Annotated in this window: 31 protein-coding genes; 11 read left to right on the top strand and 20 right to left on the bottom strand. The window is 62.3% G+C overall.

Features of this window, described 5'->3' with window-relative positions; genetic code table 11:
* Positions 1-8 precede the first annotated feature (8 nt).
* Positions 9-395: an acyl-CoA thioesterase gene (locus FAA97_RS02585; protein WP_136596956.1), complete on the bottom strand. Its 387-nt coding sequence runs from the start codon at positions 393-395 to the stop codon at positions 9-11.
* A 138-nt stretch (positions 396-533) separates the two neighbouring features.
* Here FAA97_RS02585 and FAA97_RS02590 point away from each other — a divergent pair, with 138 nt between their 5' ends.
* From FAA97_RS02590 to FAA97_RS02600, 3 genes are all read left to right on the top strand, one after another.
* Entirely contained in the window at positions 534-2,345 is a 1,812-nt protein-coding gene (locus FAA97_RS02590) for a methyl-accepting chemotaxis protein (RefSeq protein ID WP_136596957.1), read from the top strand.
* A gap of 170 nt (positions 2,346-2,515) precedes the next feature.
* Positions 2,516-3,253, top strand: a complete 738-nt coding sequence (locus tag FAA97_RS02595) for a hypothetical protein (protein ID WP_136596958.1) — start codon at positions 2,516-2,518, stop codon at positions 3,251-3,253.
* Between the two features lie 198 nt (positions 3,254-3,451).
* Positions 3,452-4,273 (top strand): sulfite exporter TauE/SafE family protein, encoded by an 822-nt coding sequence (locus FAA97_RS02600; protein ID WP_136596959.1) that lies wholly within the window; start codon positions 3,452-3,454, stop codon positions 4,271-4,273.
* 309 nt (positions 4,274-4,582) lie between these two features.
* On the opposite strand, the gene FAA97_RS02605 is transcribed toward FAA97_RS02600, so the two are convergent.
* From FAA97_RS02605 to FAA97_RS02615, 3 genes are all read right to left on the bottom strand, one after another.
* Complete coding sequence (locus FAA97_RS02605; RefSeq protein WP_136596960.1) at positions 4,583-5,611, bottom strand: GlxA family transcriptional regulator; 1,029 nt, start codon at positions 5,609-5,611, stop codon at positions 4,583-4,585.
* A gap of 319 nt (positions 5,612-5,930) precedes the next feature.
* Positions 5,931-6,158, bottom strand: a complete 228-nt coding sequence (locus FAA97_RS02610) for a hypothetical protein (protein WP_136596961.1) — start codon at positions 6,156-6,158, stop codon at positions 5,931-5,933.
* Between the two features lie 38 nt (positions 6,159-6,196).
* Positions 6,197-6,430, bottom strand: a complete 234-nt coding sequence (locus FAA97_RS02615) for a hypothetical protein (protein ID WP_136596962.1) — start codon at positions 6,428-6,430, stop codon at positions 6,197-6,199.
* A 119-nt stretch (positions 6,431-6,549) separates the two neighbouring features.
* Here FAA97_RS02615 and FAA97_RS02620 point away from each other — a divergent pair, with 119 nt between their 5' ends.
* Together FAA97_RS02620 and FAA97_RS02625 are read left to right on the top strand one after the other, a co-directional pair.
* Positions 6,550-7,446, top strand: coding sequence for a LysR family transcriptional regulator (locus FAA97_RS02620; RefSeq protein ID WP_136596963.1), 897 nt, complete (start codon positions 6,550-6,552; stop codon positions 7,444-7,446).
* Between the two features lie 55 nt (positions 7,447-7,501).
* Positions 7,502-7,933 (top strand): acyl-CoA thioesterase, encoded by a 432-nt coding sequence (locus tag FAA97_RS02625; RefSeq protein WP_136596964.1) that lies wholly within the window; start codon positions 7,502-7,504, stop codon positions 7,931-7,933.
* Positions 7,934-7,936: 3 nt separating this feature from the next.
* Here FAA97_RS02625 and FAA97_RS02630 read toward each other — a convergent pair whose 3' ends face one another.
* Positions 7,937-8,560, bottom strand: coding sequence for a histidine phosphatase family protein (locus FAA97_RS02630; RefSeq protein WP_136596965.1), 624 nt, complete (start codon positions 8,558-8,560; stop codon positions 7,937-7,939).
* A 49-nt stretch (positions 8,561-8,609) separates the two neighbouring features.
* Positions 8,610-9,338 carry a pyridoxamine 5'-phosphate oxidase family protein gene (locus FAA97_RS02635; protein WP_168800898.1) on the bottom strand — a complete coding sequence of 243 codons (729 nt, stop codon included), beginning with the start codon at positions 9,336-9,338 and terminating at the stop codon, positions 8,610-8,612.
* A gap of 64 nt (positions 9,339-9,402) precedes the next feature.
* Here FAA97_RS02635 and pdxR point away from each other — a divergent pair, with 64 nt between their 5' ends.
* Complete coding sequence (pdxR, locus tag FAA97_RS02640) at positions 9,403-10,818, top strand: MocR-like pyridoxine biosynthesis transcription factor PdxR (protein ID WP_136596967.1); 1,416 nt, start codon at positions 9,403-9,405, stop codon at positions 10,816-10,818.
* Between the two features lie 23 nt (positions 10,819-10,841).
* On the opposite strand, the gene FAA97_RS02645 is transcribed toward pdxR, so the two are convergent.
* Together FAA97_RS02645 and FAA97_RS02650 are read right to left on the bottom strand one after the other, a co-directional pair.
* Entirely contained in the window at positions 10,842-12,545 is a 1,704-nt protein-coding gene (locus FAA97_RS02645; protein WP_246041321.1) for a methyl-accepting chemotaxis protein, read from the bottom strand.
* A gap of 166 nt (positions 12,546-12,711) precedes the next feature.
* Entirely contained in the window at positions 12,712-13,314 is a 603-nt protein-coding gene (locus FAA97_RS02650) for a TetR/AcrR family transcriptional regulator (protein ID WP_136596969.1), read from the bottom strand.
* A 101-nt stretch (positions 13,315-13,415) separates the two neighbouring features.
* Here FAA97_RS02650 and FAA97_RS02655 point away from each other — a divergent pair, with 101 nt between their 5' ends.
* On the top strand, positions 13,416-14,012 hold the full coding sequence (locus FAA97_RS02655; RefSeq protein WP_136596970.1) for an NAD(P)H-dependent oxidoreductase: 597 nt from the start codon (positions 13,416-13,418) through the stop codon (positions 14,010-14,012).
* A 4-nt stretch (positions 14,013-14,016) separates the two neighbouring features.
* Here FAA97_RS02655 and FAA97_RS02660 read toward each other — a convergent pair whose 3' ends face one another.
* From FAA97_RS02660 to FAA97_RS02700, 9 genes are all read right to left on the bottom strand, one after another.
* Positions 14,017-16,050 carry an ASKHA domain-containing protein gene (locus FAA97_RS02660; protein WP_136596971.1) on the bottom strand — a complete coding sequence of 678 codons (2,034 nt, stop codon included), beginning with the start codon at positions 16,048-16,050 and terminating at the stop codon, positions 14,017-14,019.
* 54 nt (positions 16,051-16,104) lie between these two features.
* The gene (locus tag FAA97_RS02665) at positions 16,105-16,365 is read right to left on the bottom strand and encodes a CopG family antitoxin (protein ID WP_136596972.1); all 261 of its coding nucleotides are present in this window, start codon (positions 16,363-16,365) and stop codon (positions 16,105-16,107) included.
* The gene (locus FAA97_RS02670; RefSeq protein WP_136596973.1) at positions 16,352-16,639 is read right to left on the bottom strand and encodes a BrnT family toxin; all 288 of its coding nucleotides are present in this window, start codon (positions 16,637-16,639) and stop codon (positions 16,352-16,354) included. Before FAA97_RS02670 ends, FAA97_RS02665 begins: the two co-directional genes overlap by 14 nt.
* Before the next feature lie 54 nt (positions 16,640-16,693).
* Positions 16,694-17,668 (bottom strand): methyltetrahydrofolate cobalamin methyltransferase, encoded by a 975-nt coding sequence (locus tag FAA97_RS02675; protein ID WP_136596974.1) that lies wholly within the window; start codon positions 17,666-17,668, stop codon positions 16,694-16,696.
* Positions 17,669-17,750: 82 nt separating this feature from the next.
* Positions 17,751-18,848, bottom strand: coding sequence for a methylenetetrahydrofolate reductase (locus tag FAA97_RS02680; protein ID WP_136596975.1), 1,098 nt, complete (start codon positions 18,846-18,848; stop codon positions 17,751-17,753).
* Positions 18,849-18,850: 2 nt separating this feature from the next.
* Positions 18,851-19,447, bottom strand: coding sequence for a methylenetetrahydrofolate reductase C-terminal domain-containing protein (locus tag FAA97_RS02685; protein WP_136596976.1), 597 nt, complete (start codon positions 19,445-19,447; stop codon positions 18,851-18,853).
* Positions 19,440-19,742 carry a virulence factor gene (locus FAA97_RS02690; protein ID WP_136596977.1) on the bottom strand — a complete coding sequence of 101 codons (303 nt, stop codon included), beginning with the start codon at positions 19,740-19,742 and terminating at the stop codon, positions 19,440-19,442. The genes FAA97_RS02685 and FAA97_RS02690 overlap by 8 nt, the downstream gene beginning before the upstream one ends.
* 108 nt (positions 19,743-19,850) lie before the next feature.
* A complete protein-coding gene (locus tag FAA97_RS02695; RefSeq protein WP_136596978.1) occupies positions 19,851-20,633 on the bottom strand; it encodes a formyltransferase family protein in 783 nt (260 codons plus the stop codon).
* Between the two features lie 5 nt (positions 20,634-20,638).
* Positions 20,639-21,286 carry an exopolysaccharide biosynthesis protein gene (locus FAA97_RS02700; RefSeq protein ID WP_136596979.1) on the bottom strand — a complete coding sequence of 216 codons (648 nt, stop codon included), beginning with the start codon at positions 21,284-21,286 and terminating at the stop codon, positions 20,639-20,641.
* Positions 21,287-21,505: 219 nt separating this feature from the next.
* Between FAA97_RS02700 and FAA97_RS02705 the strand changes: the two genes are divergently transcribed.
* Positions 21,506-21,664 (top strand): entericidin domain-containing protein, encoded by a 159-nt coding sequence (locus FAA97_RS02705; RefSeq protein ID WP_136596980.1) that lies wholly within the window; start codon positions 21,506-21,508, stop codon positions 21,662-21,664.
* A gap of 18 nt (positions 21,665-21,682) precedes the next feature.
* Here the strand turns inward: FAA97_RS02705 and FAA97_RS02710 are convergent, their stop codons facing one another.
* Positions 21,683-22,300: a DUF1638 domain-containing protein gene (locus FAA97_RS02710; protein ID WP_136596981.1), complete on the bottom strand. Its 618-nt coding sequence runs from the start codon at positions 22,298-22,300 to the stop codon at positions 21,683-21,685.
* Positions 22,301-22,339: 39 nt separating this feature from the next.
* Here FAA97_RS02710 and FAA97_RS02715 point away from each other — a divergent pair, with 39 nt between their 5' ends.
* Positions 22,340-22,501 carry an entericidin domain-containing protein gene (locus FAA97_RS02715; RefSeq protein WP_136596982.1) on the top strand — a complete coding sequence of 54 codons (162 nt, stop codon included), beginning with the start codon at positions 22,340-22,342 and terminating at the stop codon, positions 22,499-22,501.
* 205 nt (positions 22,502-22,706) lie between these two features.
* Here FAA97_RS02715 and FAA97_RS02720 read toward each other — a convergent pair whose 3' ends face one another.
* Positions 22,707-23,408: a corrinoid protein gene (locus tag FAA97_RS02720; protein ID WP_136596983.1), complete on the bottom strand. Its 702-nt coding sequence runs from the start codon at positions 23,406-23,408 to the stop codon at positions 22,707-22,709.
* 274 nt (positions 23,409-23,682) lie between these two features.
* Here FAA97_RS02720 and FAA97_RS02725 point away from each other — a divergent pair, with 274 nt between their 5' ends.
* Positions 23,683-25,248, top strand: coding sequence for a trimethylamine methyltransferase family protein (locus FAA97_RS02725; RefSeq protein WP_136596984.1), 1,566 nt, complete (start codon positions 23,683-23,685; stop codon positions 25,246-25,248).
* Between the two features lie 98 nt (positions 25,249-25,346).
* Positions 25,347-26,081: a 4Fe-4S dicluster domain-containing protein gene (locus FAA97_RS02730; RefSeq protein WP_136596985.1), complete on the top strand. Its 735-nt coding sequence runs from the start codon at positions 25,347-25,349 to the stop codon at positions 26,079-26,081.
* 90 nt (positions 26,082-26,171) lie between these two features.
* Here the strand turns inward: FAA97_RS02730 and FAA97_RS02735 are convergent, their stop codons facing one another.
* Positions 26,172-26,882 carry a ParA family protein gene (locus tag FAA97_RS02735; protein WP_136596986.1) on the bottom strand — a complete coding sequence of 237 codons (711 nt, stop codon included), beginning with the start codon at positions 26,880-26,882 and terminating at the stop codon, positions 26,172-26,174.
* Positions 26,883-26,905 lie beyond the last annotated feature (23 nt).

A 26,905-nucleotide genomic window follows, 5' to 3' on the forward strand; every position in this document is an offset into this window, starting at 1 on the left:
TCTGGGTCTCAGTCCCTCGGCACCGGGGTCGGCTTGCCGGAGGCGTCAAGAGCCACCATGACGAAGGTTGCGTGGGTGACCTTGTCCATGATGTGGCTCAGATAGCGCTGCGCCCAGACCTCGACCGAGAGCGTGATCGAGGTCGTGCCCACCTTGACCACATCCGTGTAGATGCACAGCGTATCGCCGATCTTGACCGGCAGGGCGAAGGCCATTTCGTTGACGGCGGCCGTGACCACGCGTCCGCGGGCGCGCTCGGCGGCGCGGATGCCGCAGGCCAAGTCCATCTGCGCCATGACCCAGCCGCCGAAGATATCGCCTGCGGCATTGGCATCGGCCGGCATTGCGAGGGTGCGCAAGGTCAGCTCACCGGTTGGCTTGGTCTCAGTCGGCATGTGGGGTCCTTTGCGGCGTGTCTGGTTTGTATAACTGTTTCACCTGCAACAGACACTCCTGAATTTAGTAGAAAAAAATTTAGGAAATTTAGGTCGAAGCTGCGGCAAATAGTTTTCAATTATTATTGGGGGGTTAGTATGAAGTCGGTATCTCTGTCCGTTCGTCTTTATGCCTTGGTAGCGTTGTCACTGACGATTCTGATCGGCGCGCTCACCTATAGTCTGTTTTCATCCTACAATTCGCTGACGCATGAGCGGCGTCTTGGTCTGGCACAGATCAACGACAATGCCATGGCCATATTCGACAAATATCACAAGATGGAACTCGATGGCACGTTGACGCGTGAGGAGGCGCAGGCGCGGGCCAAGGAGGTGATTGCGGCGATGCGTTACGCGCCGGACGGTTACATGTGGATCAACGACATGCAGCCGGCCATGATCATGCATCCGATCAAGCCGGAGCTTGACGGCAAGGATCTGAGCCAGAACAAGGATCCGAACGGCAAGCATCTCTTCGTTGAGTTCGTCAATGTGGTGAAGGCGCAGAAGGAAGGCTTTGTCGACTATTACTGGCCCAAGCCGGGTTTCGAAGCGCCGGTTGAGAAGTTCAGCCATGTCATCGGTTTCGAGCCCTGGGGCTGGATTGTCGGCACCGGCGTCTATTCGGATGACCTTGCGGCGCTCTTCCGTCAGACGGCGTTGAAATATGGCGTGGTGATCGGCGCTGCCGTGCTCGCCCTGATCGCCTGTGCCTACATGGTGGTGCGCAGTGTCGTGGGTCCGGTCAACCGGCTGAAGTCTGCCATGGCGGATATTGCCGAGGAACGGGTGGATACGCCGATTGCCGATATCAACCGCCGCGACGAGATTGGCGGCATGGCCAAGACGCTGGAAATCCTGCGCGACAGCGTTCGAGACCGGGTCGACATGCGGGCGCGGGAAGCCGCCCAGCAGGCGAGCCTCGATGGGGAGCGCCAGCGCACCGAGACACATCTGCGCGGTGCGGCCGAACGCCAGTCGCAAGCGATTGCCACCATCGGTTCGGCGCTTGAGCGCCTCGCCGACGGCGACCTGACGGTGCAGCTCGATGCTCTGGGTGCGGATTATGAAAAGCTGCGCCTGGACTTCAACCGCGCCGTCAACGCACTGGCCGGCGTGATGGTTGCGATCAACCAGTCGAGCGACGTGGTGACATCGGGTGCGGCCAATATCAGCGATGCGACCAACAATCTTTCGCGCCGGACCGAACAGCAGGCCGCAGCACTGGAAGAGACGGCGGCTGCGCTCGACGAGATCACGGCCACCGTGCGCACCGCTGCCGAGCGTGCAAACGAAGCCCGCGACATGGTGTCGGAGACCAAGCGTTCCGCCAACCGCTCGGGCGAGATCGTGCGCAATGCCGTCAATGCCATGGGCCGCATCGAAGGGTCCTCGCAGAAGATCAGCCAGATCATTTCCGTGATCGACGAAATCGCGTTCCAGACCAATCTTCTGGCGCTCAATGCCGGTGTGGAAGCCGCACGGGCAGGCGAGGCGGGCCGCGGTTTTGCCGTGGTTGCCCAGGAGGTGCGTGAGCTTGCCCAGCGCTCCGCGAATGCCGCAAAGGAGATCAAGGATCTGATCCAGGCATCCGCCAACGAGGTGAATACCGGTGTCGGTCTGGTACGCTCGACCGGCAATGCGCTTCTTGAGATCGAAGCGCTCGTCAACCGGGTCAACGAGACCGTCGAGACAATTGCCACGGCTGCCCGCGAACAGGCGACCGGCCTTGCGGAGATCAATACCTCCGTCAACCATATGGACCAGATGACCCAGCAGAACGCGGCAATGGTGGAGGAAACCTCCGCTGCCGGCCAATCGCTGGCGGAGGAAAGCCATCGCTTGCGGCAGTTGCTGGCGCAGCTGACGATCCACCAACAGGGTGGCGCAGGCGCGCGGCGTGCGGCCTGACCGCCTTCCGGAAGCGGTATTCTCTCGTCACAAAGGGTCGGCACCGCTGTGCCGGCCTTTTTCACGTCAGTGGTGCGGGGTGAGCGCGCGACACGTTCATGGTGCGTTAAGCGCGGCGGGTTTAGCCTTTCCGAGCTGACCCGTTTCGGGATGGCCGGGGAGAAATGTGTATGAAGTCTTCGTCCCTCAACCGCGCCTGGCGCGCCATTGTCTGCGTTACCATTCTTGCGCTTGCCGCCGGATGCACCGGCAGCGAACGCTTTCCAGCCGTTGATGTCGGCGCCTCGCCGGCGAAGGGTGATGTGCTGGTCGGCCGAGTGCACAGGCGCGGCGATCACGCCCGGCCGATTGGCCGGGTCGATGAGGCCGTCGGCTATGCCGCCTCTGCGGATCCGGCTGCCGGGGAGCCGATGACGGCACTTTCACCGATGAGCGCTGAGGGTGCGGTTTATGGCGCGGCTGAGCCCACCACCGCGGCAGAGGCAAGCGAGCAGCAACCGGCCATCGCATCCGCTTCGATCGCGATCCCCCAACATGGCGTAAACATGGATGCAGGCCTTGGGCTTGGTGACGCGCCGACCGGGGCGCCTGTCGCCGAGATCAGCGGGCAGGGCGTTCAGCCGCAGATCGTGACCGATACCGGTGCCATGGCGATCGCCGAGGGGGCGACCTCGCAGCCGGTGGTGGACGGCATCGGCTTTGACGAACCGGTTCAGGTGGCGACCGGTGTGGCGACGGATGAAGGACAGGCGGCTGGCGACCCGGAGGCCGGGATCGGCGAGGGCGAGATCCTGCCGCTCTCCGTCGACAGCGGCAATACCGGCATGGAGACGAAGCCGGTGGCGCGGCGAAAACCGGCGGCGGATTGCGCGCTCTATCTCGACAAGCGCAACTGCCCGCAGGGGTAACGACCGATGCATCGCGCGGTGTTGCGGGCGTCCTAGGTCTCGCGGCTTTGCCGGTCTTCGGGCTTCCGCTTGCTCCCCATTTCATCCCCCAGGAGCGTACCGTCTGCCTTCATCCGAGCCTTGCGGCCGTGACGCTGGGGCTTTAGACCGGGATACCCCATCCTGCCGCCTGTGCGGCCGATCTCCCCGGAGCCTGCCATGCCGCCGATTGCCGATATCCTGTTTTTTGTTGCCCTGCTCGCCATAGCCGGCGCTGTGGCAGGCCTGCTTGCCGGTGTGTTCGGCATTGGCGGCGGTGCTGTGCTCGTGCCGGTCTTTTACCAGGTCTTCGGTTATGCCGGGATCCCCGAGGATGTGATCATGCATCTGGCCGTCGGCACCTCGACGGCGCTGATCGTGCCGACCTCAATCCGCTCCTTCAGGGCGCATGAAAAACGCGGTGCGATCGACAAGGACCTGCTCAAGGGATGGGTTATTGCGGTTCCGCTGGGGGCGCTTCTCGCGACCGTCGTTGCAGCTTATGTATCGAGCGAAGGTCTTCGTCTGTTCTTCGCAGTGATGGGCCTGGTGCTGGCGGCGCGCATGCTCTTCCTCTCCAACCGCTTCCATCTGGGCACGGACCTGCCGGGCCAGCCCTTTCGCTTTATCACCGGCACTGCGATCGGGCTCTTTTCCGGGCTGATGGGGTTTGGCGGCGGGGTGTTCAACAACACCTTCATGACGCTTTATGGACGGCCGATCCACCAGGCAGTGGCGACCTCCTCAGGCGTCGGTGTGCTGATTTCCATACCGGCCTTTTTTGGTTTCATTTTTGCCGGCTGGGGCGAGGCCGGCCTGCCGCCGTTCTCGACCGGCTATGTCAACTGGATCGCCTTCGCGGTGATTTTCCCGATCGCCATGCTGGTGACGCCCTATGGCGCGCAACTCGCGCATCGATTGAACAAGAAGCAGCTGGAAATGGGATTTGCGGTGTTTCTGCTGTTTGTCTCGGCGCGGTTTTTCTGGAGTTTGTATGGGTGAGGTGTGGGCTTGGAGGGAGCGCCTCTTATTGTTCGCTCTTCACGCGCATTGCGTGATGCGCCCTTAACCGCGCGAAGAGCGTTTCGGCATCGACGAGACGGTCGATGTAATCCGACTGCTCAGTTGGCAGATCGAAGGCGCATTTTTTCGGTGGGTGGCATTCCCAGTCTCAATTTTGAACAGAGAGCAGTCGAGCATGTTGGCGCGGGAGTTGTAGACCTGTCGGGCTGACGTTCTGCCGTGGGGTGCCCCCTCTGGCCTGCCGGCCATCTCCCCCACGAGGGGGGGAGAGCGGGTGGGGGTGGCGTCTTACACCACAACCCCTGTCCGGTTGCTCGACATCGTCAGCTTCCGCTCCGCGCGCTCCTGCTGGGGGGAGCGGTTGTAGAGTTCGCGGTAACACTTGGAGAAGTGCGAGGCGGAGACGAATCCGCAGGCGACGGCGACTTCGACGACGGGCATGGAGGATTGCACCAGCAGGTGGCGGGCGCGGTCGAGGCGGATTTCGAGATAGTAGCGGGCCGGCGAGCGGCCCATTTCCTGGCGGAACAGGCGCTCGATCTGGCGGCGCGACAGGCCGGCGTCATCGGCGATTTCGAGGAGCGACAGCGGTTCTGCGAGATTGGCTTCCATCAGCTCGATGATCTGCAGCACCTTGGAATTCTGCACGCCGAGGCGCGCGCGCAAGGGCAGGCGCTGGCGGTCGTTGGCGGAGCGGACTCGGTCTGTCAGGTGCTGTTCGCAGACGCGGTTGACGAGGCCTTCGCCAAAATCCTGGCCGATCAGGTTCAGCATCATGTCGAGCGAGGCGGTGCCGCCGGCGCAGGTGTAGATATTGCCGTCGACCTCGTAGAGATCGGCATAGACTTCGGCCTGGGGAAAGGTTTCGGAAAAGCCGGGAAGGTTTTCCCAATGGATCGCGCAGCGCTTGCCGTTCAGGAGGCCGGCCTGGGCAAGCACATGCGCGCCGGTGCAGAGCGAGCCGATCGCGACATTGCGGTTATGGGCTTCGCGCAGCCAGGCGTTGACCGACTTGTTGTTGAATTCCTCGACATAGATGCCGGAACAGACAATCGCCATGTTCGGGCGGTTTTCGCCGCCGAGATGGCGACGCTCGTCTGCAAGCGAGGAATTCACCTCGATGCCGATGCCGGAAGAGGAGTAGACCTTCTGGCCATCCACCGAGGCAAGCCGCCATTCGTATGCCGCGTAACCGAGCATGCGGTTTGCGATGCGCAGCGTTTCGATGGCGCCGGCAAAGGGCAGGAGGGTGAAATGCGGCACGAGGAAAAAGACGAGCGAGCGTTTGCGGGTCTGCTGCGGTTTGGCTGATGTCATGCCAGTGTTCCCTTGTTATGTCGTCATGCTCGACTGGAAACGGTCGCGGCGATGTACTTATTGCGACATTGGCATGATTTCGCGCGGCACGGAAGAATTCGTTTACGCTAAAATGCGACATTTCTCCGATTTTGCCGTCTGCGACAGGCGGGCAAGGTCGCCAAGGCGTTTTATCACATATGCCGTCGGGCCCTGGCAGCCCGTGGGCCAGGGCATGGCTGCGGCCAGCGGTCAAGCTTGCGGCGTGTGTCGATCGCACGCTCGCGCGTGCCTTTTTGCGACCCCTGGCCTTGCAGGTGACGCGGTCTCACCAGGCGCATCACGCCGGGTTGCGCGTGTCGCATGCGGGCCAGCCGAGATCTTTGCGCATATCGAGCGGCATGGCGTTGAGGGCGCTCATCGCCGCGCGATGGCGCTGCCAGGCGCGCCAGGCAAAGGTGACCCTGGTCAGGCCACGGCTGACCGTATCGGCAAGCGCTTCGTTGCGCGAAGGGGCTGGCGAGCCCCCGCGGCAGTGGGGTGCGGTGGTCATGCAGGTGCCAGACATGGCGTGGTTCCTTCTTGGGTTGGTGTTGGGGCGGTGGATCACGATGACAACCATGCGCCGCCTGATGGCATCAGGCAAACGAATGTATTTGATCCAATGGATCGATTAATGTGATCCATCGCTGTGGGGTGAAATTCGAGGTCCCGGCGCAGGTGGTGCGGCAGTTCCGCAATCTGCCCGAGTGCCACGTGAAGCGCACGGTTGCGTCGCCAGCGCACAAGGTGGCTGCGGATGGTTTCGGTGATGCCGTGATCTCTGCGGTTCGCGTCCATGGTCTCAACTCCCTGGTGATCCGTGGATAATGATCATCTGCAAGTGTCGCCGGTGATTGACATTCAATCAAACGCAATTGTATCGTCTTGAAGATCAATTTTCTTGAAGGTCGGTGACCATGACGCTTATGCTCCGCCAACCCCTGCCGCTTCTCGACAACGACGTCCTGCGCACCTTTGTGGCGATTGCCGAGACGGGAAGTTTCACCACCGCTGCCGACAGGGTCTATCGGACGCCGTCGGCGGTTTCGATGCAGATCAAGAAGCTCGAGGAGCAGCTGAATGTGACGCTGTTCCTGCGCGATGCGCGATCCGTGACGCTGACCGAAAGCGGTGAGGTGCTGCTTCCCTATGCGCGGCGGATGCTGGCGCTGTCCAACGAGGCCGTCGGGCGCTTCCGGATGCCGGAAATGAAGGGCGTCGTGCGGCTCGGCGCGCCCGACGATATCGGCGAGCGCTTCATGCCGACGATCCTCCGCCGCTTTGCCGAGCTCTATCCGCTGATCATGGTGGATCTGACGGTGGATACCTCAGGCGCGCTGCGGCGGCGGCTCGCGGAACAGCGGCTCGATCTGACGCTGGTCAATTGCGCGCCAGGCTCGGTGATCCACGAGGGCGAGGTGATCCACCAGGAGCAGCTCGTCTGGGCGGGGGCAAAATGCGGCACGGCGCATTTGCGCGATCCATTGCCGGTGTCGATCTGGGAGGATGGCTGCTGCTGGCGCGCCGATGCGCTCGGACGGCTGGACAAGGATAAGCGGCCCTATCGCATCGCCTATCTCTCGGCCCATACGATGGCGCAGCGCGCCGCCGTGATCGCCGATCTCGCGGTCGCCCCCTTGCCGCGCAGCTATCTGACGGATGACATGGTGGCGCTTGGTTCCAAGCACGGCCTGCCGGAGCTTGGTGCCTTTGAGGTGCGGCTTCTGACGGGCAAGGAAACCAGCGAAACCGTGCAGGCCGTGGCCGACAGCGTCCGTTATGCCTTTGCAGAAATGATCGGAATTGCCGCCTGATGTGGAAGACAGTTCGGTAATTGGCGAAATAGGAAATTACGAACAGGATGTTGGTATGACGGGTGAAAAGCGGCTCCGGATCGAGGATTTTGCCGGTCGGACTTATGACAAGCTGCGCTATGGCGACACCGACCGGCAGGGGCATGTCAACAATGCCGTCTTTGCCACCTTCATGGAAACGGGCCGGGTGGAGCTGATCTACGATCCGCAAAACCCCTTGCTGGAGGAAGGCTTTTCCTTTGTGCTGGCCAAGCTCGATATCGATTATCTGGCCGAAGTCCTGTGGCCGGGAACGGTCGACATCGGCACGCGCGTGGTCAAGGTGGGGCGCTCGTCCGTGACCATGGAACAGGCGGTCTTTCAGAACGATGTCTGCTGCGCGCGGGCGCTGACTGTCGTTGTGCATTTCGACCAGACGACGCGCAGGTCGCATCCTTTTTCCGAGGAGCAGCGGGCCAAGCTCGAGGGCTGGATTTCGGCGGTGTGAGAGCTATCGCGGTACAAGGTGGCTCGCCTCTCCGAGCGAGAGTACGGCGCGGCTTTTCCAGTGGGGGTCGCGGCGCAGGTGGGTGATGCTGCCGGAGGGGGCGGGGAAGCTGACGGCGCCGGTGGATGCGATGGGCATGCCGATCCACCAGGCGACGACGAATGTCAGCGCAAAGCCGTGGGTGACGACGATGCCGAGGTCCCCTGTTTGCGCGAAACGCTGCATGGCGGCATAGACGCGGGTGGCGATGTCGCGACGGGTTTCAGCGCCTTCGATGCCGCCGGTGTCATCCAGTGCGCCATGGTCCGGTACCGGCTGCCGGCGCGCGTCGAGCCAGGATTGCGGCTGACCTTCCGCCACGCCGTAGCTCAGTTCGCGCAGGCCCCTGTCGAGATCAAAGGGGCGCTCCAGCTGCCGGGCGATGATCTCGGTGGTTTCTTTGCAACGTTTGAGATCGGAACCGATGACCAAGGGGAGGCGGCCGGCGCAGCGATCGGCAATCTGCTTTGCGATCGCATGCGCCTGGTCGCGTCCCTTGTCGGTCAGGCCGGTATCGTACCAGCCGCCGACCTTGCCTTCGAGGTGATGGATCGACTGCGGATGGGTGATGACGAAGATTTCGTTCATGGCAGGCGGTCCCTCACGCTGATCTTGGCGAACCGCCGATGCGATCCACTTAGTCGCTCAGCTTTTCGTAGATTGCCTGGCTTTGGGTCAAGACTTCATCGAGGCGGCGTCCTTCGCGAAAATGGGCGAGGTGGTCGGGATAAGCCACGCCGTCCGGCACCTTGGGGCAGATCTTCGGCGCGCCCAGACGGGTCTCGACCGGGATGACGCCAGCCCAGACCGCTGCGTCGACATCGGCGGGATCGTCGGAGACGCCGCCTGAGCGGACCTTGGCCGTGGCCTCTTCGATGCGCATGCCAATGACCATGGTGCCCTTGGCTTCCTGCGGATCGTTTTCACGCAGCAACTCGGTGCGGCCGGGATAGAAGCGGTCAACGACGGCCTTCAGCGCCGCTGCCTTTTCCTGGGGATCATCGATGATCCGGGCGGTGCCAAAGCACATGGCCGAGCGGTAGTTGGCAGAGTGGTGGAAGCCGGATCGGGCAAGCACCAAGCCATCGAGATGGGCGACGGTGAGGCAAACGGGGATGCCTTCCTTCTGCGTCTTCAGCATGCGGCTGGCGGACGAGCCATGCCAGTAGAGCCAGTCGCCCTCGCGCCAGTGGATGGTGGGGGTGCAGTAGGGCTGGCCGTCGATGACATAGGCGACGTGACAGAGCAGGGCTGCGTCGAGCACGCCGTAGACCGCCTCGCGATCGTAGGCTGCGCGCTCATGCAGGCGCTTTGCCCGGTTGCGAGGGGTAACGGGGAAGGAATTCGGGTCGGGTCTGTCGTTCATGCTTGCCTCCTGACGGCTGATACGGCAGGGATAATCTGTGCAATTGGTCCAAAGAAGATCCACAATGAGCCAAAAACCGCGAACCAATTCCGATTGGTCGGCCGCCACCCCGCTGCTTCCGGCCCAGGGGCCGCGGCGGCTGGCGCTCTATCGGTCCCTGCGCGGGCTGATTGAGAGCGGTCAGATGCGGCCCGGCGACAAGTTGCCGACGACGCGGGACATTGCCAAACGCTTCGGCGTCTCGCGTGGGGCCGCCGTTGCGGCCTATGAAATGCTGGTGGCGGACGGCTTCGCCGAGGCGCGCGTGGGAGCGGGGACCTATGTTGCCGAAGCCGTGCCGTTGGTGCAGGTCTTGCCGGCCCCGTCTTCCGTTGTGACCGAGGAGGCAAAGGCGCCGCTGCCAGGCACGCTTGGCTGCTCTACGGCAGACGAAACGACGCTCCGCATATTCCGCATGCTGATGAACCGGCACCTGACGCAGCCATCGGCGCGGCATTTCCAATACAACGATCCGGCAGGCAGTCTGGCGCTGCGGGTGGAGGTGGCGGCCTACCTCAAGGCGGCACGCGGCGTGGTGTGCGAGCCGGATCAGGTGATCATGACGTCCGGCACGCAGCAGGGGCTGGATCTCGCCGTGAGGGCGCTGCTCAGCCCCGGCGATCCCGTGTGGATCGAGGACCCGTGTTATGCTGCGGCCAGCGAGCTGTTCGAGGGCGCGGCGCTTGCCGTGACGCCGGTGCCCGTCGATCGCCAGGGTATCGACGTGGCTGCCGGTATCGCGGCACGACCGGATGCAAGGGCAGTCTATGTCACGCCGTCGCATCAATATCCGCTCGGGGTGACGCTCTCCATGGCGCGGCGGCTGGCTCTGATCGACTGGGCTCGGGCGGCGGGTGCTTATATCATCGAGGATGATTACGACAGCGAGTTCCGGTTTTCCGGGTCGCCGCTGAGCGCGCTGCAAGGTATCGATGGCTCGGGGCGGGTGATCTATCTCGGCACTTTTTCCAAGACGCTGCTGCCGGGGTTCCGCTTCGGTTATCTCGTGGTGCCGCGGCATTTGAGGGATCGGGTGCTGACCGTTCGCCGGCTAACGGACCGGTTTCCATCAACGCTTGCGGAGGATGCGCTGACTGAATTTCTGCGGGACGGGCATTTTTCGGCGCATGTGAAGCGGGCCCGAAAACGGGTGAAGGCGGCGCGTGATGCGCTGGTGGAGGCCTTGCGCTGTGATCGGCTGACGGTGAGCGTTCCGGAACAGGGGCTGCATCTGGTGGCCGAGCTGAATGGGGCGGAAAACGATGTTGCGCTGGCCGGGCAGGCAAGGGCTGTCGGCTTCGGTGTCAGGGCGCTTTCGCCACTTTACCGGGACAACACGCGGCGGAGGGGCCTGGTTGTCGGATTTTCCGGCTTTTCGCCGGAACGCCTTGGAGCGGCGGCCCGGGACTTCGTGGCGACACTTGATGTGCGCGGCGGTTAGTTATGGCGCGGCCTCCGCCAGGGTCAGGCCGCCTGACGCTTCACCGAAGTCAGGATCCCATGCTTGTCGCGGATGGTCTTGCGACGGTTGAGCTTGAAGAGATCAACCAGCGTCTTCATCTTCGAAGAGCCCTGTGCCATGACGCTTGCCGCGCTGCCGATGCTGCTGACCAGGGCGGCGTTGGCCTGGGTGGCCTGATCGAGCTGATCAACGGCAGAACTGATCTCTGAAAGGCTGGTTGCCTGTTCGGTGGTGCCGACAGAAATGGCATCGATGTTGCGGTTGATCGCATCGACGAAATTTTCGATGCGGCCGAGTGCGTTGCCGGTTTCGGTGACGTAGCGGACGCCCTGGTCGACTTCCTTCGAGGCATTGTTGATGAGGGCTGCGATTTCGCGGGCGGCGTTGGACGAGCGCTGCGCCAGCTCCCGCACCTCTTGCGCGACGACCGCAAATCCCTTGCCGGCGTCACCGGCACGCGCGGCTTCGACACCGGCATTCAGGGCGAGGAGATTGGTCTGGAAGGCGATCTGATCGATCACGTCGATGATCTTGGCGATCTCGCCGGAGGCCGTCTCGATGCGTCCGATTGCATCCACGGCCGACTGGACGACGCGCACCGTATCGGATGTCGCGGTCTGCGCCTCGCGGGCGACATCCCGTGCCTGATTGGCCTGGCGGGAGGCTTCCTTGACGGTTGCCGTGATCTGGGTAAGCGCGGCTGATGCTTCTTCCAGGGCCGCAGCCTGGCTCTCGGTGCGGTTGCCCAATTGCAAGGCGTCGCCTTCCAGCGACAGGCTGTGTTCGTGCATTTCTCCGGTTTCGCCGAGCACCTTTTCGAGGGTCGACTGGAACTGCCCGATGGCGGTGTTGAAATCGTTGCGCAGCCGCTCGAATTCCGGGATCAGCGGTTCATCCAGCGTGATGCGGATATTGCATTCCGACAGGCGATGCAGGCCAGCTGCAATCTCCTCGACGGCCTGGACGCGTCCGGTGACATTGGTGGCGTATTTCACGACGCGGATCACCCGGCCATCGGCATCGAAAATCGGGTTGTAGCTCGCCTGGATGAACACAGACTTGCCGTCCTTGGCGATGCGGCGATACTCGCCGGACGAAAACGTCCCCTCGCGAAGTTTGCGCCAGAACTCCTGATAGTCGCGGGAGGCGGCGTAGGCGCTATCACAGAAAATCTGGTGGTGGCGGCCGACGATCTCGGAGAGGTCATAGCCGACCGTATCGAGAAAATTCTGGTTGGCCGACAGGACGTTGCCGTCCGGCGTGAATTCGATGACGGCCTGGGAGCGGCCGATGGCATCCAGCTTGCCGGTGTTGAGCATCTGCTCAGTCATCTGGGCAGTGATGTCGACAGCAACCTTGACCACCCGCACCACCTTCGAACCACGCCGGATCGGCAGATAGGACGCCTCGATCCAGATTTCGCGCCCGCCCTTGGCGAGCCGCTTGTAGCGACGGCTTTCTGAGTGGCCATCGGCAAGATCTGTCCAGAATTTCCGGTAGTCAGCGGAGGATGCGTAGGCCGGCTCGACAAACATCGAGTGATGGCGCCCGAGGATTTCGGCGAGGTCGTATCCGACTGCCTTGCAGAAGTTCTCGTTGGCTTCGAGGATGTTGCCTGCGGTATCGAAGTGGATCATGGCCTGGCTACGGCTCAAGGCCTCGACAACTGCGGTGTCCTGCGATGCAAATATGGATAAGGCGCTCACGGTATGACGGTCCCCTGGGATTGATGAAACCATAATAGGCGCGGGGACTTGGATGGCGGTTAAATTTGCTTCCGGTCGCTACTTGATAAAGCTCAATTTCTGAAGCGTGCCCGCGCATTTCCGAATTCGCAGGCATGCTGATGCAGCAAGCGCGAATGTTTTGCGCTCATTCGGCCGTTCTGGCGCCGGCAAGCCAGATGACGACGAAGCGTTTCAGCATGTCTGCCGCTTCTCGATGGCTCTCAGTCCAGCCCGAGATTCGGTAGACGATGACTTCATGGAACAGCGCCTGAAGGCCGCGGCTGAGAAGGAGGCTCCGGTCGGCGGAGCAGGCCGGGAGACCCGACGACAGAAAATCGGCGACCACGGATTCGAGGTCGCGGCAGACGGCGAGGAACCGTTCTGTCCAGGCGCCGCCGGTCAATCCGGACTGGCTGAGATAAAGACGGGCAAAGTCCGGATCGTCGCCGAAATAGGCAAGCCATGGCTCGAAGATCGCCATGATTTCATCTGCCGTCACCGGCAGGCCGGGCACGGTCGCATAGGCTCGGCTTGTCTCGAGCAATGTTTCGATCCGTTCGATCCCCAGGGCTGCAAGCAGGTTCGTCTTGTCGCCGAAATGGGCGAAGATGCTGGCCTTGGCCACGCCTGCCTGGCCTGCAACCTGTTCAATGCTCGTCGCCTCGAAGCCCTGCTGGGCAAAGAGTGCGCGCGCGGCGTCAAGGATCTGCTCACGGGTCTGGCGGCTGCGTTCCTGGCTCAGTTTCATCTGCGATTCCTGGATTGACTGGGACTATGCCAGAAACTCTTGACCGCGGTCAAATTGTAGCTCATATTTTGACCGCGGTCAATTTTTAAGCGGAGTCTTCCATGGCATTTCTCGATACGGCGGGGTCACCTTCGCGGCTCCTGATTTTGAATGGCAATCCCGGCACGCAGACGCTCTGTGCCGCCATGGCTGAGCGTATTGCCGAGCGCGCCAGGGCAGGCGGGCATAGCGTGCGGCTGGTGCATCTGAGCGCGCTGACCTTCGATGCAAACCTCAAGGAAGGCTATCGGCAGCGGATGGACTGGGAGCCGGATCTGCAAGCGGTTGCGGAGAGCCTGACCTGGTGCGATCGGCTGGTGATCGTGCACCCCCTCTGGTGGGGTTCGGCGCCGGCCCGGCTGAAGGGTCTCTTCGACCGGGTGCTGATGCCGGGTTTCGGCTTCGAATATATTGAGGGAAAGGCGTTGCCGAAGCCGCTTTTAAGCGGTCGCAAGGCGCGGGTGGTGATCACCTCGGACACGCCGACGGTCTTCCTGAAATGGGTCTATGGCAATGGCTGGGTGAAGGTGCTCAGGCGGCAGATCCTGGCTTTCTGCGGCTTCAAGGATTTGAAAGTCATGTATTGCGCGCCCGTTCGCGGGGCAACGCCCGAACGTTTGAAGGGCTATGTCGATCGGGCGCCCGCCATTCTCGATTGATAGGTCACTCCCGGCTGCGGCGCCGTCTGCGCCCGCCACCTTCACCCTCGCCCTCGGCCAAGACCTTGCGCTCCGGCAGCGTCACGACGCTTGCGAGTTTGGGGAAGGGATCGACCTTGTTGGGCAGCGCCATGGCATCGATGAAGAGCTGCTGGAAGTTGGGCTCAAGCGCGGTCTCGATCTTCTCGATGCGGGTGACGGTGTCCTCGATTTCGCGGCGATAGTCGCGGTTGAGGAGCGCCATCAACGCGCCGGTGCCGGCGGCGTTGCCGACGGCTTTCACTTCCGAGAGTTCGCAATCGGGGATAAGGCCGAGCACCATGGCGTATTTCGGATCGATGAAGGAGCCGAAGGCGCCGGCAAAGCGGATGGTGTCGACGGTGTCGATACCAAGCTTTTCCATCAAGAGCTTGATGCCGGCATAGAGTGCTGCCTTGGCGAGCTGGATGGCGCGCACGTCGTTTTGCGTCACCGTGATCTTCTGCGCGCCGTCATGCAGGAGGTAGGAGAAGGTGCGGCCGTTTTCGAGAATGCGAGGACTTTTGGCCGCCATCGCGCCATCGACCACGCCGTCGGCGGAGATGACGCCCGAGAGGTACATTTCTGCGACGACTTCGATGATCGCCGAGCCGCAAATGCCGGTGATGCCGGTTTTTTCCGCAGCTTCGGCAAAGCCGTCCTCATCCGACCATTGCTCGACGCCGATGACCTTGAAACGGGGTTCCAGCGTTTCCGGATCGATGCGGACACGCTCGATGGCGCCGGGGGCGGCGCGCTGGCCGCAGGAGATTTCAGCGCCTTCGAAGGCGGGGCCTGTCGGGGAGGAGGCGGCAACGGTGCGCTCGCGGTTACCAAGGACGATCTCGGCATTGGTGCCGACATCGACGAGCAGCATCATCTTGTCCTGCCGATGCGGGCCTTCCGACAGCGTGGCGCCGGCGGCGTCAGCCCCGACATGGCCGGCGATGCAGGGCAGGCAGTAAATGCGGGCACCGTGGTTGATGGCGAGATCGATCTCGCGCGACCAGGTGTGGACCGGGCCTGAGACGGCGAGCGCAAAGGGTGCCTGGCCGAGTTCCGTCGGGTCGATGCCGAGGAAGAGGTGGTGCATGATCGGGTTGGCGACGAAGACGGCGTCGAGGATGTCGTCGGGGTTGACGCCGGCTTCCTTGCAGACCTTGACCGTGAGCTCGTTGATCGCCTGGCGGACCGCCTTGGTCATTGCCTCGCGTCCGTCCGGGTTCATCATGACATAGGAGACGCGACTCATCAGGTCTTCGCCGAAGCGGATCTGCGGGTTCGAGGTGCCGGAGGAGGCGATGACGCGGCCTGACAGCAGCGACACGAGATGCATCGCGATCGTCGTCGAGCCGATGTCGCAGGCGATGCCATAGGCCTCGTTGTGCAGGCCGGGCCAGAGCGCGATCATGTTGGGGCGAGAGGTATCGAGATCGCGGTGAATGGCGGCGGTGACGCCCCAATTGCCCTTGCGGAGCGTCTTCTGAACATCGGGAAGCAGGTGCTGGGCAACGAGGATGTCCTGGAAACCCCAGTCCTTTTCCAGCATCAGGTTCAGCCGGTCGAGATCGCCGAGCGGCTTGTGCATGTCGGGTTCGTCGACCTCGACATAACAGAGCTGGATCGCCGGGTTGCGCGGGAAGGTGCGGTCGGTCGCGGCCTTGCGGATGACCTGGGCGTTGACGACGGTGTCCGGCGGCACGTCGACGACGAGATCGCCAAGGATCGTGGCCGAGCAGGAGAGGCGGCGACCCTCTGGAATGGTGCGGACTTCGGCGTAGCGCTTTTCCTTCGGACCAACAGGCGAAATATGGTCGTTGGACGAGGTGATGCCGTGCTTGGCGAACTGGCCTTCCTGAACCTCGATCTGGCAGCGCCCGCAGGTGGCGCGCCCCCCGCAGACGCTCTCGACATAGACGCCGAGTGAGCGTGCGGCCTCCAGAACGGTGGTTCCGACGGGGAAACGGCCGCGTTTGCCAGAGGGCATGAAGAGGACGAGGGGATCAGCGGCGTCGGTCATTCTGGTCTTTCGAAATCGGGGGCGCGCCCCGGGGTATGGCTGTCTGGTGCGGCCTTAATTGGCCACCGTCTTTTCGAGTGCTTCCCGGATCAGGCGGGTGTAGGGAATCCCCCTTTCCTGAGCCTTTGCCTTGATCGCCGAAAGCAGCGCTTCCGGCAGCCTCATATTCAGTTGTGCCGACTTCTTCTCGAACTCGAACTGGACGGGCTTAAAGCCGGACAGGTCGTATTCCGAGAGGTCCGCATTTTCGACGAAGGCTTCAGCCTCCTCGTCAGAATGCAATACCGGCATCTGCTTAGCCTTACCGTTGCTCATATCGCGTGATCTCCCGTTCGTGCATGTAACGTGCGCTGATCGGTCGGATCAAAATTCCGAGCTCGCTTTCGCGCAAGGTGAAGACGACGAAGACGTACCGGCCTTCCGCAGTGGTTCCGATCGCACGCTTTCGGTCTTCACCAACCGTTGGGTCGGGATAGACCGATGGCGTCCTCATGAACACCTGCTCGATCTCCGGTTTCGTCAGGCCATGCTTCGCACATTTCGGCCAGTTGCCGCGGTCCCAATCAAAGCCGTAAATCGATCGCTTCATCTCTCCATACTACACGTTTGTATAGGCAAATGTAAAACGGTCGGGGTTCTGGCGTTACTCCGTCGCAGCACCGCCGCCGACACGCGCGGCGCGGCCACCGCGACGTCCGCCGCCGGCGGCTGCAGACGCAGGCGCTGCGGCGGGGGCTGCGTGAGCGCCGCCTTCGGCGGGCTTGTAGTCACGGTAGGTCTTGATCCAGTTGTAGCAATTCTCGTCGGTGCCATTGAGCACGTTGGCAGCGCGCACGGCTTCCATTTCCTGCGGGCGGCAGGGGTTCATGATGGCGGAGGTCATACCGGCGCCGATGACCATCGGGATGAAGCCGGCATTGATGCCGTGACGATGCGGCAGGCCGAAGGAGATGTTGGAGAGGCCGCAGGTCGTGTTGACCTTCAGCTCTTCGCGCAGCCGCCGGATGAGGGCGAAGACCTGCAGGCCGGCCGAGCCGATGGCACCGATCGGCATGACCAGAGGGTCGACAACGATGTCATGCGGCTTGATGCCATAGTCCATGGCACGCTCGACGATCTTCTTGGCGACAGCAAAGCGCACGTCCGGATCCTGGCTGATGCCGGTCTCGTCGTTCGAGATGGCAACGACGGGCACATTGTACTTGGCGCAAAGCGGCAGGATGGCTTCGAGCTTTTCTTCCTCGCCTGTGACCGAATTGACCAGCGGGCGGCCCTTGGCGACCTTGAGTGCCGCCTCGATGGCGGCGGTGACGGAACTGTCGATCGCCAGTGGCACGTCGACAAGGCCCTGGACGATTTCCATGGTCTGCACGAGGAGCCCGGGCTCGGTTTCGTTCGGGTTGACGGAGGTGACGCCGGCATTGACGTCGAGCATGGTGGCGCCGGCGGCGACCTGTTCCAGCGCATCCTTGATGACGGTGTCGAAATTGCCGGCCTGCATTTCAGCAGCGAGCTTCTTGCGGCCGGTCGGATTGATGCGCTCGCCGATCACGCAGAAGGGCTGGTCGAAACCAACGATGATTTCCTTGGTGGCGGATGCGACGATGGTGCGGGTCATTTCAGTCCTCCGGTCGGTGCCGGCTCGCGCACGGCGGAAATGGGATGTGCCGGCATATGCCGGACAAAGGCAATGCGGTTGTTCAATGTTGCTGCGCGTGGGCGGCGCGGGCGGCAAGTTCCTGCTGATCCTGCACGGGATCCGCGCCGATCTCGCGCATGCGCTCGGCAGCGATGTCGTCAGCGCGGGCATGCTCGCGCTTCCAGGGTTTGCGGCCCTTCAGGATGCCGGACTCATGCACGATTTCGGCGACAAATTCCTCCTGCCGATAGGCCATGACATGCACGCCAGAGACACCCTCGATCTCCTTCACCTCGTTGATGATATCGATGCAGAGCTGCTTGCCTTCCTTTTTCTGGTCGGCAGCGCCTTCCAGGCGGGCGATTACATGGTCAGGGATATGGATGCCCGGCACGTTGGAACGGATCCACTTTGCGGTCTTGGCGGATGCGAGTGGCCCGACTCCGACGAGGATGTAGCACTTCTCGTGAAAGCCGAGGTCGCGCACCTTCTTCATGTATTCGCGGAACATTGGCACATCGAAACAGTACTGGCTCTGGACGAACTGGGCGCCGGCCTCGATCTTCTTGCCGAGCCGATAGGGGCGGAAGTCATAGGGCGGTGCAAAGGGATTGATGGCTGCACCGAGGAAGACCTTGGGCGGGCTCGTCAGCTTGCGGCCGGAGAGGAATTTCGATTCGTCGCGCATGGTGCGGACTGTTTCGAGCAGCGACATGCAGTCGAGGTCGAAGACCGGCTTTGCGCCCGGCTGGTCGCCGGCCTGCACGCCGTCGCCGGTCAGGCACATGATGTTCTGCACGCCCATGGCGGCGGCTCCCAACACGTCGCCCTGGATGGCGATGCGGTTCTTGTCGCGGCAGGCGATCTGCATGATCGGCGCGTAACCCATGCGGGTCAGGAGCGCGCAGATGCCGACCGAGGACATGTGGCAATTGGCTCCGGATGCATCGACGGCATTGATGCCATCGACCCAGCCGTCAAAAACCTTGGCACGCTCGTAGACGTCTTCCGGGTCGGCGCTGTCGGGCGGGTTGAGCTCGGCGGTGACCGCGAATTCGCCACGCCGCAGCACACGCTCCAGGCGGCCGAGGGAGGAGTGGCCGGGCAGGGGATCGAGCGGCAGATGGGCTCCGAGCGGATTTTCATCGATATGGGCCATACTCAGGCTTCCTTCGCCGTTTTTTCCCGCTCCGCGGCCGATTCAGCGGTCACACGCAGCCAGGAGGATGTTTCGCGCAGCGACTGGTTGACCGGCTTCTGCACCTTCAGGATCGCATCGCCTGCGACCATGTTGCGCGAGCCGTTCCAGGCCTGGACCCAGACGCAGGGCATGTCGGGTTCGACCTCGCAATGGCCATTGGCGCGCACGCCGCCGCAGGGACCATTGCGCAGCTGCTTCGGACAGTTCATCGGGCAGGACATGCCGGTCGACGACAGCACGCACTGGCCGCACATCCGACAGTCGAAGAGCAGGCCCTTCACATTGCGTTCGACAAAGGTAACCGGCTTTTCCACTCTGCTATAGCCGAGCTTCTTCCAGACCGGGTGGAGAAAGAGAAAGGCATTGGCGAAATTGCGATAGAACCATTCGAGGAAGCGCGAATTGCGCACGGCCCACAGCCGGATCGTATAGGAGCGGCGGGCGCGGCGGTTGGGCGAGACTCCTGCCGGCGTAAAGGCGCCGGTGGCGGCCTTTGCGCCAGGGGCGGCATTGCCTTTTTTCGGCGGACCGGGATCGACGAGAACAGGTTCAGCCATTGTCGCGGCCTCCTGCATGGACGAGGGCAACGAGGCGTGCCTTGTCGTATTCGGCCTCGATTTCAGCGGCAGCAGTGTCGGCTTCTTGTTCCAGATCGTCACCAACCGGCACCGGATCGGCCTTGCGCCAGTCGGCAAGATAGGCGTCGGTTTCGGCAGCACCCGAGCGCATCGCCGCCATGTCGATCGCTTCGGTGAAGCGCAACGAAAGCTCGCGTTTTGCCGATTTGCGTCCCTGCTTGACGATCACCTGAGCCGGGATATCCCGCCAGTAAACGACGATCTTGTCTGCCATGCCACTCACTCCCTTTGGGGCCAGAATGCACGGGGGGCATTCGCCGGACTGCGCTCTTCACGACGTCGCTTGTCGCCAAAAACGACGCTGCCATGAGTCCGGTTGTTTTTACCAGATCCGGCGCGTCAGGCCGCACCAGATCCACGACCAGAGGGTGGGCGGGAAACGGAGCGCGGAGGGGCCGCCGGTCGCTTTTGGTGCGAGGCGGCCAGTCAGCGCATCTTCGATGGATTGGCGCGTTATATCGAGGGCTGCAAGGGTCAGCAAAAGCGGATAGGTGGAGATGAAGTCGGTGCGCTCAGGCCGGGTACGGACTTCGTAAAGCGTGGCGCCTGTATCCGTGCCCGCATCGACGAGATGCAGGGTGGCGCCGAAATTCTCAGCATCGTTTTCCCGAAGCGACCAGTAACCGCCCATCTGGCCGCGATAGTTGGGATTGATGCCGGCATGCAGGTTGATGACCGGGCAGGGCATTGCTGCAAGCTGACGGGCCGACATCAGACGGGTGGAGACGAGCAGGATGGCGCCGGGCTTGAGTTCATCGACGCGCGCTGCCGTTTGCGGGGCGTTTATCGAGGTGACGGGGTGGATGGGGACGCTGTCCGGCAGTGCGCGGTCGAAGCCGTGCCGGTCGAGCAGGTCTGCGACGCGGCGCTCGGCGGTGCGGCGCAGTGCACGAGCGGCGATCATCGTGCCGAGCTGGCCAAGCGCGTTGATCCAACCGAGGCGGCGGGCGCGGCGGCGAACAATCTCGCCTTTGCTCTCGGGGTTCTCAAGGATGACCCGGACGTCGATGCCCGCCCGTACGAGGTGTTGGACAACAATGCTGGGGTTAAGGCCGCCCGCGGTCATCACCACCACCGGCCCCTGTCTGGCGTTCACTCCGTCCATGTTTATCAAAAGGCGAGCGATACGATCGCGACGGCGGTGTAGATGACAAAGGCGACCACGGCGAGCGAGAGGGCGCCGATGAGGCAGCCGACGATGACACCAAAGCCGTCCCGCTGCGAATGGGCAAAACCAAGGACGGCAAGGGCAAAGGCGGGCGGCCAGTTGCCGAGCGGGATCGGCAGGAAGACGACGATGGCGAGGATGAGGGCAAAGACACCGATGACCCGTTCGACCATGCGGCTGCCGAAAATCCAGTAGCGCGGGATAACCAGTTTCTCGGCCCAGCGCATCCACGGCACCAGGCGCGCGACGATGGCATCAAAGGTTTCGGGCTGAACGCCGTAATTGGAAACCATCGCGGGAAAATACACCCTACCGCCGGGCGAGGCGGCCATCTGCCAGGCAATAAAGATCAGCGGCAGACCCAAAATGAAGGTGGCACCGGGTGGCAGGGGCACAAGGTTCGGCAGGCAGAAAACCAGAAGAAAGGCACCGAAGGAGCGATCCTGCAGGGCAATCGCGATGTCGCGGATGGTGACCTTGCGGTCTCTCGTCCGGGCCAGGCGGACCAAGATATCGGAAAGTGGCTCCGGGTTACTCTGCTCTGTGGCGGTGTCCCGCCCTATCACCCAAGTCTGCGCCCCGTCGGTCATGCTTGCTTCTCATGTTTGTTTGTCGACCTCAGGCGAGATTGGCATTTGCAGATTACAGCGTGATTAAAGCGGTGAGATTTTCCCCCTGATTTTAAAGGATGGTGAAGAGGGCATGAATGCTCTTCGGCGCCGGTTGGCCACCGGGCTATCGCGATGCCTTGATTTTACCGCGGTTGGTTGTAAGGGCGGATATCGATCTCGTTGAACCGGAGGAAAACCATGACCGTCACCCGCATCGCTTCCCTGTCCGTCACGCTTCTAGCACTGGTCGCGCTTACCGCCTGCGGCAACACGATTCGCGGTGTCGGCAATGATGTGGGCAATGTCATCGATGCCACGCAGGATGCGGGCCGCAGCGTGGCACGCTCTGCACGCTGACCAGGCCGAATATCGCGGTCAGGAGGCCTTTTTCGCCGCAGCGACGAGCTCCGGCGCGAGGTCGCCGTAGCCGGTGAAGCGATATTCATACTCGAGCTTCAGATAATCCGCGGCCCATTTGGCCTTGGCCTGCAAGTCTGCATCTTCTGTTTGCGCCAGATAGACGAGCTTTGTGTAATTGCCGAAGACCATGTCGCGCAGTTCGGGATGGCGATCGAGCTTCAAGGGTTCTATGACGAAGGCCTCGAACTGGCGGGTGATGAGATCCGTCAGGTAAAAGGCCGTGAATTCGGTTTCGCATTCGGCGAGAAACTTCTCAGTGCCGGTGAAGAAAGCGTAGCAATGCGGGCCTGACAAGCGTTCGATGCCTTCTTCGCTGCAGATCCGATCGATCTCGCCCTGCGTGCCGCATTCGGCATAGCCAAGGAAGATGTTTTCGTGCCCCTGTCGTCGCGCTTCGGCGATCTTTTCGCGCAGCGCCGGTGCAATTTTTTGCGGGTACACGTGCCAGAGCGCCGGCAGGCATTCCAGCGTCAAATGCTCAAGCTGATTGAGGGCCTTGACGGCCAAAATCTCGCGTCCGATCGCACCGCACGCAATCACGTGAACTTTTTCGATTTTGGCGCGTTGTTCCATCGCATTTCACCCGTCACAGAGACACAAAGGTAGATCATCATGATGGCGAAAAAACTGACCACCGGCGCAGCACTCGTATTGACCGTTCTTGCTCTTGCTTCTTGCGGCAACACCATCCGCGGTGTCGGCCAGGATGCGGCCAACACCGTGAACGCCACGCAGGACGCTGGCCGGACCGTCGAAGGCGCAGCTGCGCGCTAAGGCAAAAAGAGGTTTCAACAGGGGGATAAGAGCATGACGCTCGAACACATCGCCAAGATCAGTGCCATCTACATGATGACGGTCGTCGTTTTTGCCATGGGCCATCTCGCCTATCAGCAATTCTGACCGTCAACCGGATCTCCCCCAGTTGCTTGAAAGCCGGCCGCAAGGCCGGCTTTTTCGTCACCGCTCAATCGAGCAGGCGTCAGGCGCGGGCGCCCATGCTGTTGTGCTTGCGGGCGATGAAATCCTTGGCGGTTTCGACGGCGACGGCCGCATCGCGACAATAGGCATCGGCGCCGACAGCCTTGCCGAATTCCTCGTTGAGCGGCGCTCCGCCGACGAGCACGACGTAATCGTCGCGGATGCCCTTTTCCTTCATCGTGTCGATAACGACCTTCATATAGGGCATTGTGGTGGTCAGCAGCGCCGACATGCCGAGAATATCGGGCTTCTCGCGTTCCATGGCTTCCAGATAGTTCTCAACCGGATTGTTGATGCCGATGTCGACGACGTCGAAGCCAGCCCCTTCCATCATCATGCCGACGAGGTTCTTGCCGATGTCGTGGATGTCGCCCTTGACGGTGCCGATGACCATCTTGCCCTGCTTCGGTGCGCCAGTTGCCGCGAGCAAGGGCCGCAGGATCGTCATGCCGGCCTTCATTGCATTGGCGGAGAGCAGAACTTCCGGCACGAAGAGGATGCCGTCGCGGAAGTCGATGCCGACGATGCGCATGCCTTCGACAAGCGCCTGTGTCAGCACGTCATAGGGTGCCCAGCCGCGGTCGAGAAGGATCTGCGTCGCTTCCTCGATTTCTTCCTTCAGGCCGTCATAGAGGTCGTCGTGCATCTGCTGCACGAGCTCTTCGTCGGAGAGTTCGGAAAGAATGATGTCGTCATCGGCCATGGTGGTGCTTCCCGCTAGGATTTTCTTTCGCGATTCAAATCGCGAACCGGCATGAGACTGCCTGACGATGAGTAAAACCGCAACGTGGCGAAAAACTCTTTTCGATAGCGACGTCGCAAAGGTGAAAAGCGACGGTGACAGACCAGTGGAGCAAAACACGATGTCTGTGGAACGCAAGCGGTTGGCGCATAGAGAATGATTTCGCTGATGGATTGGAATAGCATAATGGTGGAAGAGAACAGCGCGGATCAGCGCTTGAGCGAGGAAACAGACCATGGATGAGACACCGGCAGATCAGGGCGCAGGCCGCCGTACGCGAGGAGAAGGACGCGGTGCTGCCGCACGGCGCGCATCGCGCAGCGGCGCTGGTGCCGGACCGTCGATGCCGTACATCACCCGCAAGATCAACACCTATGAGGTGCTGGACGAAGAAGGCCTGTCGCTGATCGAGGCCAATGCCGACACGGTGCTTGAAGAGATCGGCATCGAGTTCCGCGACGACGCCGAGGCGCTGGAGCTCTGGAAAGAAGCGGGCGCCGATGTGCGTGGGCAGCGGGTACATTTCCCCAAGGGGCTTTGCCGCGAACTGCTGAAGACCGCCCCTTCCGAATTCACCTGGCATGCGCGCAACCCGGAGCGCAGCGTGCAGATCGGCGGCAAGGCCACGGTTTTTGCGCCGGTCTACGGCTCGCCCTTCGTGCGCGACCTCGATGGCAACAGGCGCTATGCGACGCTCGAGGATTTCCGCAACTTCGTGAAGCTTGCCTATATGGCGCCGTCGATCCATTCGTCCGGCGGCACGGTTTGCGAACCGGTCGACATTCCCGTCAACAAGCGTCACCTCGATATGGTCTACAGCCATATCAAATATTCCGACAAACCCTTCATGGGATCGGTGACGGCGCCCGAGCGCGCGGAAGATTCGGTTGCCATGGCCAAGCTCGTCTTCGGTGACGACTTCGTCGAAAACAACTGCGTCATGCTGAACCTGATCAACGCCAACTCGCCGATGGTGTTCGACGAAACCATGCTCGGCGCGGCCAAGGTCTATGCCCGCCACAATCAGGCATCCGTCGTGTCGCCCTTCATCCTGTCCGGCGCGATGAGCCCGGTCACGGTTGCCGGCACGCTGACGCAGATCCTGGCTGAGGTTCTCGCGGGGGCTTCCTTTACCCAGCTGATCCGCAAGGGTGCGCCGGTGCTGTTCGGCACCTTTGCGGCATCCATCTCGATGCAGTCGGGCGCGCCGACCTTCGGCACGCCGGAGCCTGCGCTTGTCTCCTATGGCGCGGCCCAGCTTGCCCGTCGCATGGGACTGCCCTTCCGTACCGGTGGCTCGCTCTGCGCCTCCAAGGTGCCGGATGCCCAGGCCGCGCATGAAAGTGCCAATACGCTGAACATGACCCTGCTTGCCGGTGCGAACTTCGTGCTGCATGCCGCGGGCTGGCTCGAGGGCGGGCTTGCCGCCTGCTACGAGAAGTTCATGATCGACCAGGATCAGCTCGGCATGATGCAGAAGCTTGCCCAGGGTGTCGATCTTTCGGCCGATGGCCAGGCAATGGACGCGATCCGCGAAGTCGGCCCCGGTGCCCACTATCTCGGCTGCGCCCACACCCAGGCCAATTTCCAGACGGCCTTCTACCGCTCGCCGCTCGCCGACAACAATTCCTTCGAGCAGTGGGAGGTCGAAGGTCGCAAGCGGATCGAGGATCGCGCCAATGCGCTCTGCCGTTCCTGGCTCGATGCCTATGAGGCACCGGCGCTTGACCCGGCCATCGACGAGGCGCTTCTCGCCTTCATCGCGGGCCGGAAGGACTCGATGCCTGACGCCTTCACCTGAAAGGGTCCCGTGGCCAGGGAGCAAGGCGGAGCGGAACGGGTCGCCGACATGATCCAGACCGAAGTCTGGCGACCGCATTACAAGTTCGAGGGGCCGCGATGAGCGGCCCTTTGTCATCCATCGAAGATCTGCGCCATGAGATCGAAGCGCAGGGGCTGCAGTTTCGCGGCTGGGTGGTCTTCGCAGAGGGCGATGCCGCGCCAGCGATCGATGTTGGTCGAGATGTACGCACCGTGCTGCTGATCGGGCCCATTGGCGGTAGCCTGTGGGACCCGTTTTCAGCGTGGCAGGCGAAACAACCGGATAGAGGTGGCGCTGACCCGCTGGATCAATGGTCGACCAGCGTGATTGGTGGACTGGCTGCACGAGCCGGTCTTTGCGCATTCTTTCCCTTTGCCGTGCCCTACCAGCCGTTCCAGCAATGGGCGACTCGCGCCGAGGGGCTGCAGGCGTCGCCGCTTGGAATGCTGATCCACCCTGTATACGGATTGTGGCATAGCTATCGCGGTGCGCTTGGTTTCACCGAGGCAGATGCGCTTCGGTTCGGCCTGAACTTGATGGCGCTGTCGAAACCCGCGGCGTCGGCGTCGCAGCCGTCGCCTTGTGCTGACTGTATCGACAAGCCGTGTCTGTCTGCCTGCCCGGTGAATGCTGTCGATAGCGACAGGTTCAATGTCGCGGCGTGCCGCAAGCATCTGGCGGGGCTCGGCGAGGGGAAAGGGTGCATGGGCGGCGGTTGCGAGGCGCGCAATGCCTGCCCGGTGGGCGCGGCCTACAGGCCGTCTGCGACGCAATTGCGCTTCCATATGGAAGCCCTGTGGCTGCCGCGATGACAAAGGCAGGAGACACGTCGCGCTGCGTGCCGGCCCGTCATCGGCAAGGCGCTCCGTTGGGTTACGGAACGCCGGCAGGGGGTGAGGCTGTCAGGCGGCGGGACGGAGGGGCACGGCGGCTGACGGGCGGCGCAGAAGCGCGCGCTGCGGCACGAGGTCCAGGACTTCATCGGCAAAGCGCGAGGCGTTGTCGAGGGCGCGCGACAGGTTGGAGACTTCCAGCGGATCGAGATCGTGGATCAGGCCGCCCTTGTCGAAGACGTCACGATAGGCGGCGCGTTCGGTGATGGGGGTCGTCATTGTCTCGATGCCACGGGCGCTCAGGAAATCCTTGGCGGCGTGCAGCGCGCGGGTTGTGACAGCCGCGTTGACACGGGTCAGGACAACCGAATGCGCGATCTTGACGTTGCAGCGGGTGTCGAGCTCGTTCAGGAGATCAAGAACCTCGGCGCCGCCCTGGGCATCCATGGCGCAGCCCTGGACCGGCACGAGAACGCGATCGGCCAGCGCCACGGCGCGGGCAAGAACCGTCTCGCCGGAGGAGGGCAGGTCGATCAGCACATAACCGCCGGCCTTCTTCGCCTTGACCGTGGTTTCTTCGATCGTCTCGTCGCATACGGGCTGGACCGTGAGGAAGGGTGTCACAGCCTGCTTCTGGTACCAGCGGGTGAGCCAGCCGCTCGGATCGGCGTCGAGCATCGTGACCCGGATGCCGCGGGCAGAGAGTTCAGAGGCGAGCACGAGGGCAGCTGTGGTCTTGCCGGCACCGCCCTTGGTATTGGCAAATGTCAGAACTGGCATGAATTTTCCCCCTGGAATTGAGA

It is taken from the genome of Peteryoungia ipomoeae, from assembly GCF_004912165.1.
GTDB classification, from domain to species: domain Bacteria; phylum Pseudomonadota; class Alphaproteobacteria; order Rhizobiales; family Rhizobiaceae; genus Allorhizobium; species Allorhizobium ipomoeae.